This window comes from Mycobacterium sp. (genome assembly GCF_035697385.1).
Lineage (GTDB): Bacteria > Actinomycetota > Actinomycetes > Mycobacteriales > Mycobacteriaceae > Mycobacterium.
This window is the reverse complement of sequence record NZ_DASSCY010000372.1, coordinates 1-11,341: the sequence shown is the minus strand read 5'-3', so window position 1 is coordinate 11,341 and position 11,341 is coordinate 1. Positions and strand designations below refer to the sequence as shown.

General features: G+C 66.0%; 11 protein-coding genes. 6 read left to right on the top strand and 5 right to left on the bottom strand.

Going from position 1 to position 11,341, the window contains the following annotated elements:
* Positions 1-99: hypothetical protein (locus VFH65_RS30995; RefSeq protein ID WP_353320502.1), on the top strand; the 99-nt coding region annotated here is incomplete at its 5' end.
* Positions 100-244: 145 nt separating this feature from the next.
* On the opposite strand, the gene VFH65_RS30990 is transcribed toward VFH65_RS30995, so the two are convergent.
* From VFH65_RS30990 to VFH65_RS30980, 3 genes are all read right to left on the bottom strand, one after another.
* The gene (locus VFH65_RS30990) at positions 245-2,002 is read right to left on the bottom strand and encodes an acyl-CoA dehydrogenase family protein (RefSeq protein ID WP_353327197.1); all 1,758 of its coding nucleotides are present in this window, start codon (positions 2,000-2,002) and stop codon (positions 245-247) included.
* Between the two features lie 9 nt (positions 2,003-2,011).
* The gene (locus VFH65_RS30985) at positions 2,012-3,772 is read right to left on the bottom strand and encodes an Hsp70 family protein (protein WP_353327195.1); all 1,761 of its coding nucleotides are present in this window, start codon (positions 3,770-3,772) and stop codon (positions 2,012-2,014) included.
* Between the two features lie 63 nt (positions 3,773-3,835).
* A complete protein-coding gene (locus VFH65_RS30980) occupies positions 3,836-4,921 on the bottom strand; it encodes a dihydrodipicolinate reductase (protein ID WP_353327193.1) in 1,086 nt (361 codons plus the stop codon).
* A gap of 79 nt (positions 4,922-5,000) precedes the next feature.
* Here VFH65_RS30980 and VFH65_RS30975 point away from each other — a divergent pair, with 79 nt between their 5' ends.
* Positions 5,001-5,744: a 3-oxoacyl-ACP reductase family protein gene (locus tag VFH65_RS30975; RefSeq protein ID WP_353327191.1), complete on the top strand. Its 744-nt coding sequence runs from the start codon at positions 5,001-5,003 to the stop codon at positions 5,742-5,744.
* A 3-nt stretch (positions 5,745-5,747) separates the two neighbouring features.
* On the opposite strand, the gene VFH65_RS30970 is transcribed toward VFH65_RS30975, so the two are convergent.
* Positions 5,748-6,845 carry a DUF4185 domain-containing protein gene (locus tag VFH65_RS30970; RefSeq protein WP_353327201.1) on the bottom strand — a complete coding sequence of 366 codons (1,098 nt, stop codon included), beginning with the start codon at positions 6,843-6,845 and terminating at the stop codon, positions 5,748-5,750.
* Positions 6,846-6,887: 42 nt separating this feature from the next.
* Positions 6,888-7,421: a hypothetical protein gene (locus tag VFH65_RS30965; RefSeq protein WP_353327189.1), complete on the bottom strand. Its 534-nt coding sequence runs from the start codon at positions 7,419-7,421 to the stop codon at positions 6,888-6,890.
* Between the two features lie 108 nt (positions 7,422-7,529).
* On the opposite strand from VFH65_RS30965, the gene VFH65_RS30960 reads away from it, so the two are divergent.
* The 4 genes from VFH65_RS30960 to VFH65_RS30945 all read left to right on the top strand — a co-directional run.
* On the top strand, positions 7,530-9,071 hold the full coding sequence (locus VFH65_RS30960; RefSeq protein ID WP_353327199.1) for an ABC transporter substrate-binding protein: 1,542 nt from the start codon (positions 7,530-7,532) through the stop codon (positions 9,069-9,071).
* A 1-nt stretch (position 9,072) separates the two neighbouring features.
* Positions 9,073-10,038: an ABC transporter permease gene (locus tag VFH65_RS30955; protein WP_353327188.1), complete on the top strand. Its 966-nt coding sequence runs from the start codon at positions 9,073-9,075 to the stop codon at positions 10,036-10,038.
* Positions 10,035-10,910: an ABC transporter permease gene (locus VFH65_RS30950; RefSeq protein ID WP_353327186.1), complete on the top strand. Its 876-nt coding sequence runs from the start codon at positions 10,035-10,037 to the stop codon at positions 10,908-10,910. The genes VFH65_RS30955 and VFH65_RS30950 overlap by 4 nt, the downstream gene beginning before the upstream one ends.
* Positions 10,907-11,341, top strand: a 435-nt coding sequence (locus tag VFH65_RS30945; RefSeq protein WP_353327184.1) for an ATP-binding cassette domain-containing protein, incomplete at its 3' end; no start/stop codon positions are given. The genes VFH65_RS30950 and VFH65_RS30945, both read left to right, overlap by 4 nt.

Below are 11,341 nucleotides of genomic sequence, written 5' to 3'. Positions count from 1 at the left end.
CCGCCCGCTGTCCCACCATGCCCGGGGCCCACCGGCGAGCGCGCCGACTGGTGGTGGTACCAACCCTTCCAACCACAACCACCACCGGCCAACAACTAAGTCGGTTATCGGGCCCTCAAATAAGCTGGGGCATTAGGAAATCCGTTCACGATACGCGTACTGACCGCATCGTGAAATCAAGGCCGGCGCCCAAACCCGCGCTGCCGCACACCCCGCGCCGACTGGCCCAAGGCCTGACCGCCCGTCAGGGACGCATCTCGTAGGCGCCGTCGTACGCCTTGACTCGCTCCCAGACACGGTCGAAGCGCTCGGCGTCGGGCACCGGCTTGCGGATCGCACCGACAGCCCAGTCCTGCTGCGCTTGCGTTGAGCTCGGCTTGCCATGTAGCACAACGGCATACGTGCTGAAGTCGCGGATCTGAAAGTCGAAGATCGCATCGACGATATCGTCGTCGAGTCCGGTCAACGCGGCCTGCTCCAGGATCAACTGCCCGTAGACAATCAGTGAGAACAAGTGGCCGACGTTCAGCAGGAAGTCCAGATCCTTCTGCTGTTCAGCATCCGGAGCGGCCGTGGTGAGCAACGTCCTGAACGCCTGGGCTTGCTCGTAGAACCGGCCGACGTTCGGGATGCTCGCATGCTTCTCGTAGACCGGTGCCCAGTCGGCGAATTGCACCTTGCCGGCACCGCGCGTCGGTCCCTGGTTCCAGAAGAAGACGTCGTCCGCAGGGTCGTTGCGCGTCGGAATCTCGGGATACTCTTTCGGATTCAGCATGTAGTTGGGCATGAACTTGAGCACAAGACCGACGTTGACGTGCACGGTGCCCTCCAGTCGCGGCAGCGCCCCGATGAGCTGCGCTACCTCGCGGAACATCGTGTTCTTCTCGTATCCCTTGGCAGCCACCACGTCGTGCAACGACCGCACGATCGTCTCGCCCTCCATCGTGACTTTGGCCTTGGTCACCGGGTTGAACAACAGGTAGCGCCGGTCGTCGAGGCTCGCGCTGCGCAGATAGTCGACCGACCGCTGGCTGAACAGTTTCATCGCTACCAGCCGCGCATACGCGTCGACGAAATTCGCTCGCACATGGGCGAATTCGGTGACCGGCCTGCCGTACAGGATCCGGTTCTGGGCATGCGTGATCGCCTCGTAGAAGGCGTGCTCGACCATGCCGATCGAACACGTACATAGGTTGAACTTGCCGATGTTGACCGTATTCAGCGCCGCCGCAAAGGCTTCCACTCCGGTATGCAGGATGTCGGACTCGCGCACCGGATAGTTCTCCAGCCGGAACGTGCTGACGTAGATCTGCATGTGCACAACATTGTCGATCAGGTGATAGTTCTCGTGACGGCTGTCGGCGGTGAAGAAGACATAGCCTTGATCCCTGTCTGAGTCGCCGTCTATGTCGCCGCGGCGGCCGAATACCGACACCAGGCTCGCCACGTTGCCGTTGCCGATGTAGTACTTCTCCCCCGACGCCCGGTACAGGATGCCGTTGGCGCGGTCCTCGGCGCTGGCCGGTGTGAGGACCATATCGGTGTTGTAGACGTCGGCACCGTGTTCGCGCTCGGACAGCCCGAACGCCATCACATGCCCCGCCTCGAGGTCACGCGCGGCCCTCCGCTTGGCGTCGACGTTGCTGCTCTGCCAGACCGGTCCTAGGCCCAGGATGGTGACCTGTTCGGTGTACCAGTAGGTCAGGCCGTAGAAGCCGAGGATCTCCGAGAGCGCGGCGTTGCGCGCGGCGTCCCAGCGCTTGTCCGGGTTGCCGTCGGCGAACTCCGACGGGGTGAGGAACGTCGCGAACAACTTCTCCCGCTTGACGAACTCGACGAAGTCGGCGGGCCAGCGCGCCGTCAGGTCGTCGTCGAGAATCCGCTTCTTGCCAACGCCCTCGAACCAGTCGATCGTCGCGCGCAGCAGCCGACGGGTCTCGTCGTCGAACTGCGCAGGATCGTAGGTGTTCGGATCGAAGAGCAAACCGTCCGTCTGGGTCATGCCGCGAGCCTATGGCGGCGGCGGCTGGATGGGCGCCGGAACGAACGGCAGACCCGGGATCGTCTCGTACGGCAAGGTCGGGATCAGCGGCGGCGGCGTCGTTTCCGTCGGAGGCGCCGTCGTCGTCGGTGGCGGAGGCTCCGTCGTTGGCGGAGGTGGCGGCGGCGGAGGTGGCTCGGACGTCGGCGGCGGTGGAGGCGGTGCCTGCGTCTGGGTGACGGGCGGCGGTTGCCGCGTGACGGTACGCGTTTCAGGCGGCGGAGCCTGCGTCACCGGCGGCGGTGGCGGAGGCGCGGCGGCCGTGGTCGTCGGCGTCGGGGTGGTGGTCGTGACCGGAGCCGTGGTCGACGCCGGGGTCGGGGCACTGTCGTCGCGCATGACGAACAGGACCGCGAACAAGAGCAAAGCCAGGACGGCCGCCGCCCCCGCTCCGAGCAGCACAACGGGCCGCCGGTACCACGGCAAAGGCGCCGCCTCTTGCTCATACGGTTCGTGCTCGAACTGCACCGGCGGTCGGGCGTCGGTGAAACCGCCGGCATCGGCGGGCGCTGAGTAGTCGTAGGGGTCGGTGGGCGCCACGTCCGGAATGTCGTCGGCATCGGACCACGCCAGCGCCCGGAACGTGCTCGACGCCGCGTCTCCGGGGTCGGCCTCCGGCGCCATTTGAGTAGCTGCGGCTGCCACTGCAGCGGCGGGGGCTGCGGCGGCCATCGACGTCATGCCCTCTTCGACCGTGCCGCGCACGGCCGCCAGCCCGCCACCGATCGCGGGCGTCAACTCGGGCTGGGCGGTGGTGATCACCGGCACCCGGAAGTGTTCGGACAGCGCCGTGGTGATGCACGGTATGCGCGCGCCGCCGCCTACCGACGCGACGGCGACAAGGTCGGCCGGCCGAATTCCGCTGCGGTCCACTGTTTCCTGGACCACGCCGACGAATTCGTTTAGCGGCTCTCGGATGGACTCGTCAAGCTCATTGCGGGTCAGCCGCACATCGGTGCGATGCCCGGGCAGTTCGGCGACAAGCGAGGTGACCGCGGCGGTCGACAGGCGTTCCTTGGCGCCGCGGCACTGCGCCCGCAACCGGGACAACGAGCCGATCGCGGAAGTACCCGAAAGGTCGATGGTTCCCGCGGCGGACAGGTCGTTGATGACGCGGGTCAGCAACGCCTGGTCGATGAGGTCACCGGACAGATCGGTGTGTCGAACCGTCGGCCCGACCGGCGCAAACCCGTTGCCGGCGTCGACCAGCGTGACGCTGGTGCCGCTGCCACCGAAATCGCACAGCGCGATGACGCCACGCGTCGGCACGCCAGGATCGTCCTGCAGTGCGGTCAGCGCCGCGGTGGCGTCGGAGACCGCAGGGGCCGGTTTGGGTCGCTGGAATTCCGGCATCTCGGCCAGCGCATTGCGCAGCGCATCGACGGCGGCCGGCCGCCAGTGCGCGGGATACGTCACAGCGACCGGGTCGGCGATTGGGCGGCCGCCACCGACGGCGACGAGCATGGCCCGCAGCGCGTCAGCGAGGAGCGCGTCGGCGCGATGTGTGGAGCCGTCCGAGGCGACGATGCCGATCGGGTCGCCTACCCGATCGACGAAGTCGGTGATGATCAGACCCCGCTCGGTGAGGTTGGGGTTTTCGCTGGGCACCCCGACCTCGGGCGGCCGGTGCGGGTACAGCGTCAGCACCGGCGACCGCTTCAACGCGGTCCGCCCCACTACAACCGCCGTCAGATTGGTGGCGCCAATCGACAGCCCTACCCCGTCAGACATGTCACTCCGTCTCGAAAAGAACCCTATCCGGTATTGAATCTCATTTGACGGACTTGGCGTTACTCAGCGAATGGTTCCCGCACCGGGAATCAGTGGTAGATCCAGTGCGGTGACCCACCCTGGCGAAAGATCGTTGATGGCGGGCACGGCGTTCAGGGCGCGCATGCCCGTCGCGAGGCAGCCCGCCGCAGCCGCGTCTCGCCCGGACCCGTCGGTGAACCGGAACGCGGTCTCCTGACGGATGCTCGGCGTGCCCTCGATGTCGACGCGGTAGACGTCGTTCTCGTTGCCCGACGGCCAGTCGGGTGCGGCGTCGTTGCCGATGCGGTTGACGTGCTCCAGCTGGATGCGCGTTTCGCCGTTGTAGACCCCGTTGATGGTGAACCGCACCGCCGCGACGTTGCCCGCGGCGATGACGCCCTTCGCGGTTTTGCGTTCGGTGGGCGTTACCCACTTGTCCCATGTGGTGGTGATCTCGTCGAGCATGATGCCAGCCGCGTGCGCGATCATGGGAACCGTTGCGCCCCAAGCCAATATCAGTATGTCCGGGTTTTCCAGCAGCGGCCGGTACTCGGGCGGCTTGCCGATGCCCATCTCGAAGTCGTAGTCGCCTTCGTAGTCGGTGTAGTCGAGCAGTTCGGACGCGCGGACCTTGCGGACCTCCGAGCAAAGACCCATCAGCGTCATCGGAAACAGGTCGTTGGCGAAACCGGGATCGATGCCGGTGGTGAAGCACGACGATTCGCCCAGCTCACACGCTGTCGTGATGGGTTCAATCCAGTCGGGCGGGTTGAGGTGCATGGTCGGCCAAACCCAGGGGGTCATCGCCGTCGAGCAGACGTCGATGCCCTCCCGCAGAAAGCGGCTGATCAGGGCGATGTTGTCGAGAGCGTGCGCGGCTGTGGGGCCGTAATGCACCAGAGCGTCCGGTCGCAGCGCGATGAGTGCGTCGACGTCGTCGGTCGCGGCCAGCCCGAGCTCCGTTCCGAGGCCGCAGATCTCGCCGACGTCGCGGCCGACCTTGTCGGGGTTGCTCACGCCGACACCGACGAGTTCGAACAGTGGGTGCTTGACGATTTCGCCGATCACCATCTTGCCGACAAAACCGGTGCCCCAGACGACAACTCGCTTCTTATGCGATTCACTCACGGCTTCACCATAGGCTGGCTCACGACCATCGGTCCGCCATAACGGGAATGATCGTCAGCCTTATCGCATTGACACCGACATGACAGCATCACTGGACGGACGGCGAGCATTGGTGACCGGCGGGTCGCGGGGTATTGGGGCGGAGATCGTGCGGCGGCTGGCGGCCGACGGTGCCGCGGTGGCATTCACCTACGGGGCGTCAGCAGCCGAAGCCGAGAAGCTCGTCGCCCAGGTCGGCGAGGCAGGCGGAAAGGCCGTCGCGATTCAGGCCGACAGCGCCGACGCCGAGCAGGTCGCCAGGTCCGTCGACGACGCCGTCGCGCAGTTGGGCGGTCTCGACGTGGTGGTCAACAACGCGGGCGTGGCTTATGCCGATGACGCCGAGTCCTTCCCGCTCGAGCAGTTCGACCGGTTGGTGGCCGTCAATGTTCGCGCCGTGTTCGTCGCCATCCAACGGGCGCTTCCTCACCTCGGCGACGGTGGCAAGATCATCAACATCGGCAGCGTCAACGCCGACCGTGTGCCCGTGCCCGGCCTGGCGGTGTACGCCATGACCAAGGGAGCGGTCGCAAGCCTCACCCGAGGGCTGGCCCGCGAGCTCGGCCCGCGCGGCATCACAGTCAACAACGTCCAGCCCGGCCCGATCGCCACGGAGATGAACCGAGAAGACGGTGAATTCGCCGATTGGGCGCGGCCGATGACGTCGCTCGGCCGCTACGGTCAGACGCGCGACATCGCCAGTGTGGTCAGCTATCTGGCGGGACCGGAGGCGTCATTTGTCACCGGCGCCAACTGGAACGTCGACGGCGGATTCACCGCATAGCCGTCACAGGTTGACCGGGTCCAGCGGCTCCACCGTCTTCGTGGTGTCCCTCAACGGTGCTTTGAATTGCATTGCGCGGTAAGGCCATCCGACGTTGGTGTGCCACTGTGAAACCACCAGTCCGACACCGCCCTTGATGTCGAACCGAGAGCCGGGCAGCACATAGCCGCCGTAGAGCTGGGCGACACGGTTGTTCAGGTGATCCTCGCCGTCCCACGCCGAACCGACCACAGGCGTCTGCACCGGCGTCGTGTGCATGTTCGCGACCGGTGAGTCCACCACCCGGTAGCCGAGCGCGTATTTGGAGGCAAGGAAGCCGCCGAGGATCCATTTGCCTTGTGCCATCCGGCGAAACGTCAGCTCTCCCCACTTCTCACCGTCCGGCGTAATGGGGCTTGCGTGGTTCCGCCAGGCCCAGTGTCCGTCGGCATAACCCCAACAGGAGTAGCGCGAGCGATCGCCGATGTGCTCCGGACGCACGCGCATAAGGATGATGCCCTTGTCGCGCTGAAAACCGGTGGCTACCACGTACACCCAGTCGTCGTCGGGGTCGTAGTCCCACGACCAGCACTGTGCGTGACCGCCATGCAGATCGGCGTCGAACTTGGCCTTCTCCCCCATATGCGTCCACGAGATACCGCTGTCGTCTGAGCGCCAGATCTCGGTCCAGATGACGGTGCCGAATCCGCGATTGACGATGGCGTGCAAGTAGATTGAGTCGCCGACCCGCAGCAGGTCGGACGGGATGACCGTGCTGATGCCGCCGCGGGTCCATCCGGTGGCGGCGTCGTCGTGGGTGTAGTGCCACAGCTGGCGCGCGTAGTCGGGGTCCTCGCCGCCGGCCCGTTCGTAGACGATTTCGTGGTCGGCGTCGCCGGTGCCGATCAGAACGACCGGGGAACGCCAGTCACCCTCGCCGACCTTGCGACCCGAGAACGTATCGCCGAAGACCGACACGAGCTTGCCGTTCGGCGCAACGACGCACGCCCCGAGGTCAGTGCACGTGACGCCCCAACGGTCGGTTAGTCCGGGACCGGTCAGATCGATGACCTTGCCGTCGAGCAGCGGGACACCAGTGGTCGACCGTTCGGTGGCGCGCAGGCCTCGGCCCGCGCGACGTCCCACCGAGCGCGGCACGTGGCGTCAGAAGCAGCGCCGCAGTCCGCCAGGCTCGCAGATCAGCGGGTAGCGGTCGACCGGAGTCAGCGGTTGCTTGAACGCCAGCGTCAGCGGAATAGTCGTCATCCCAGGCTGCTCGCCGCACACCGCGCCATGGATGATCTTGAGGTTGCCGACGAGCGTGATCCCGTGGAAGGAGTAGATCTCCCGTTGGTCGGCCTTGCTGCCATCGGGGCATGTCCGGTTATCAGTAGCCTTGAACTCGAAGGTCCACAGGCCGCTGACCATAACGGCGTCGGCGCCCGGACGACCTGTCGCCGTCACATGTACCCGGCACGACACGGGAATGTAGAGCGGCTCCCGTAGATCTCCGACGGTTGGAACGCACACCGGAAACAGCTTCCACTCGGTCGTCGCCTGCCCGTCCACGTTGACCGTGTAGATCCCTTCCGGGACTTCGGGGTGTTTATGGTCGTCGGCCTGCGCGGGACCTGGCCCAACGAGCGCCATACCAGCGAAGACGACGGCCGCGGCGAGCACACGAGTGATGGTCCTCATCGGGTGAGTATTTCAGTGTCGACAGAGCAAAGTCACGCGTTTGGGCTGGCTGGCGTTTGGGCAGCAGCCGGGGTTGGGTAGAGAGCCGAAGGCGACGATTACGGGGTGATGGCGTTGAAGAGTCCAGCGGTGTTGAGCGCGATCGGCGTCGTCACGGCGCTCGTAGTTGGGCTTACGGCGTGCTCAACCGGTGAGCGGGTCGACATCGGCGACGAGGCGCCGAGAAACCTCGCCGCCGCCATCGCCGGTGAGCCCGACCAGCTCGACCCCCAAAAGACCACCGCCTATTTCTCCTTCGAGGTCCTGGAGAACGTCTTCGACACGCTCGTCGAGCCCGACGAGAACCTCGAGATGCGACCGGCCCTTGCCGAGTCGTGGGACGTCAGCCCCGACCAGCGCACCTGGACGTTCCACCTGCGCGACGGCGTCACCTTCCACGACGGCAGCCCGTTCACCGCCGACGATGTCGTGTACTCCTACCGCCGCATCATGGACGAAAAGCTGGCGAACGTCGACAAGTTCAGCGCGGTCACCGACGTCAACGCCGCCGGCCCGGCCACCGTCAGGCTCACGGTGAAACAGCCGACCCCCAATCTGCTGACGAACCTCGGCGGCTTCAAGGGCATGGCGATCGTTCAGCGCAAAAATGTTGAAAGCGGCCAGATCGCCACACACCCGATCGGGACGGGACCGTTCGCGTTCGACACTCACAAGAGTGGTGACTCGATCACGTTGAAGGCCAACCCCGGCTATTGGGCTGGCGCGCCCAAGGTTTCGGGGGTCACGTTCCGGTTCATCTCCGAGCCGTCGACCGCGCTGTCGGCGCTCCAGGCCGACGAGGTCGACTGGACCGACTCGATTCCCACCGAACGCGTCGCACAGCTGCGCGACGACGAATCGATCACGCTGGCGCAGCTGCCGAGCAATGACTACTGGTACTTCGCCCTCAACGAGGCGCGTGAGCCGTGGAACGACGTGCGCGTGCGACAAGCGATCGCCTACGCCATCGACCGCGACGCCATCGTGCAGGCCACCAGCTACGGCACCGCTGACGTCAACCAGCTCGCGATACCGAAGGGCAATCCCTGGTACACCGAGTACAACACCTACACCCGCGACATCGAGAAGGCCAAAAGTCTGCTGCGCGAGGCACAGGCCTCCCCACGAAATCTCGACATGCTGGTGACCAACGAATATCCGGAGACCGTCACTGCGGCGCAGATCATCGCCGATAACCTTGCGCCACTTGGCATCACGGTGAACATCCGCACTGTCGACTTCGCCACCTGGCTGGACGAACAGAACCGCGGCAACTTCGACATGCTGATGATGGGCTGGCTGGGCAACATCGACCCTGACGACTTCTACTACGCGCAGCATCACACCAACGGCACGAGCAACGCGCAGAAGTTCTCCAATCCCGAAGTCGACCGACTGCTCGACGCAGCCCGTGTCGAGACCGACCGACGCACGCGCGCCGAGGATTACGCCAAGGCGGCAACCATCATCGCCGACCAGGTCAGCTACATCTACCTGTACAACCCGTCGGTGCTACAGGCCTGGACCCCCAGCCTGACGGGGTACGACGCCCGCCGCGACCGGGCCATCCGATTCCGCACTGCCAGCCTGTCGCCAGACGGCGGCAGCTGACGTGGCAGTCTTCACCCATCCGACCGCACGTTTCGTCGCGCGCAGGCTGCTCTACTCGCTCGCGGTGCTGCTCGGCGTTCTGGTCGCGGTGTTCGCGCTGGTGCACCTGGTGCCCGGCGATCCGGTGCGCGTCGCGCTCGGCACCCGCTACACGCCGGAGGCCTACACCGCGCTGCGCTCAGCGAGCGGGCTCGACCGGCCCATCGTCGAGCAGTTCTTCGGCTACATGGGCTCCGCGCTCACCGGCGACCTTGGAGTCAGTTTCCGCGACGGCGATCCCGTCACCGTCACCTTGCTCGAGCGTCTTCCCGCGACCGTCTCGCTGGGGCTGGTCGGCATCCTCATCGCACTCGCCATCGCGCTGCCCGCGGGAATCTGGTCGGCGCTGCACGAGGGCCGGCTGAGCGACGCGGTGGTCCGGATCGCGAGCCAGTTCGGCGTCTCGATCCCCGATTTCTGGATGGGCATCCTGCTCATCGGGTTGTTCGCGTCGACGCTCGGTTGGCTGCCGACGTCGGGATACCTTCCCCTGCTTGACGATCCGGCCGGCTGGCTGCGCCACGTCGTCCTGCCGGGCCTGACCGTCGGCCTGGTGGCCGGAGCGATCATGACCCGCTACGTCCGCGCGGCGGTGCTGGAGGTCGCCTCGATGGGTTACGTGCGCACCGCCCGCTCCAAGGGCCTGTCCCCGCGGGTCGTCACCTTCCGCCACACCGTGCGCAACGCGCTGATCCCGGTGCTGACCATCACAGGCATCCAGCTGGCGACCATCCTCGGCGGCGTGATCGTGGTCGAGGTGGTGTTCGCCTGGCCGGGACTGGGCCGGTTGGTGTTCAACTCCGTCGCGGCCCGCGACTATCCGGTCATCCAGGGCGCGGTGCTGCTCATCGCGGCCTTGTTCCTGCTCATCAATCTGATCGTGGACGTGCTCTACGCGGTCGTCGATCCCAGGATCCGGCTCGCATGACGACAACCGACACCACTCGGGTTGCCTCATGGCGACTACTGATGAGCAATCCCGTGACCCTCGCCAGCACCGTCGTCCTGACCGTCATCGCAATCGTCGGACTGACGGCCCAGTGGCTCGCCCCGTTCGGCGTCAACGACACCGACGTACCGAATGCACTCCAATCACCCAGTGGCGCACACTGGTTCGGCACCGACGAGCTGGGCCGCGACGTCTTCTCCCGCGTGCTGGTGGCCATCCAGGCGTCGCTGCGGGTTGCGGTGGTGAGCGTGGCGTTCGCCGTCGTGGTCGGAGTCACCGTCGGCGTCGTGGCGGGCTACCGCGGCGGCTGGCTCGACGCGGTGGTCATGCGCATCGTCGATGTCATGTTCGCGTTCCCCGTGCTGCTGCTCGCGCTCGCCGTCGTGGCGGTTCTCGGGCCGGGCGTCACGACCACGATTCTCGCGATCGGCATTGTCTACACACCGATTTTCGCGAGGGTCGCCCGCGCCAGCACACTGAGTGTGCGCGTCGAACCGTTCGTTCAGGTGTCTCGGGCGATGGGTACCGGCCACTTGTACATCCTGGGCCGCCACATCCTGCCCAACGTCGCCGGGCCGCTGATCGTGCAGACGTCGTTGTCGCTGGCGTTCGCGATCCTGTCGGAGGCGGCGCTGTCATTCCTCGGGTTGGGCATCCAGCCGCCACAGCCGTCGCTTGGCCGGATGATCTTCGATTCGCAGGGGTTCGTGACGCTGGCGTGGTGGATGGCGGTGTTCCCGGGCGCCGCGATCTTCGTCACCGTGCTGGCCTTCAATCTGATCGGTGACGGCCTGCGCGATGTGCTGGATCCGAAGCAGCGCACCATGATCGAGGCGCGGAGGAAGCAATGACCGACCCGGTGCTTGCCGTGCGCGACCTTCGTGTCGGCATCGGCCGACACGAGATTGTCCGCGGCATCTCGTTCGACGTGCAGCGTGAACATACGCTGGGCATCGTCGGCGAGTCCGGGTCCGGCAAGTCGATGACGGCTCTCGCGGCGACTGGGCTGCTGGACACCCCGGGTGCGGTTGTCGCGGGCTCGAGTGTGCTTGCGGGTGAATCGAGTTCGGCGCAGCTCGTCGGCGCGTCTGCGCGGCTGCTTCGCAGCATTCACGGCGGCCGTATAGGCTTCGTGTTCCAAGATCCCGGCACGTCGCTGAACCCCCTGCTCACGCTGGAACGACAGATCACGGAATCGCTTGAGACACACCGCAACATGACCCGGCGGCAGGCGACCACGCGCGTCATCGAGTTACTCGAAGCGGTGGGCTTGCCCGACCCG

Coding starts and splice junctions, on each gene's coding strand:
- VFH65_RS30990 (WP_353327197.1), bottom strand. CDS start 2,002: ATGACCCAGACGGACGGTTTGCTCTTCGATCCGAACACCTACGATCCT.
- VFH65_RS30960 (WP_353327199.1), top strand. CDS start 7,530: ATGGCGTTGAAGAGTCCAGCGGTGTTGAGCGCGATCGGCGTCGTCACG.
- VFH65_RS30975 (WP_353327191.1), top strand. CDS start 5,001: ATGACAGCATCACTGGACGGACGGCGAGCATTGGTGACCGGCGGGTCG.
- VFH65_RS30965 (WP_353327189.1), bottom strand. CDS start 7,421: ATGAGGACCATCACTCGTGTGCTCGCCGCGGCCGTCGTCTTCGCTGGT.
- VFH65_RS30985 (WP_353327195.1), bottom strand. CDS start 3,772: ATGTCTGACGGGGTAGGGCTGTCGATTGGCGCCACCAATCTGACGGCG.
- VFH65_RS30950 (WP_353327186.1), top strand. CDS start 10,035: ATGACGACAACCGACACCACTCGGGTTGCCTCATGGCGACTACTGATG.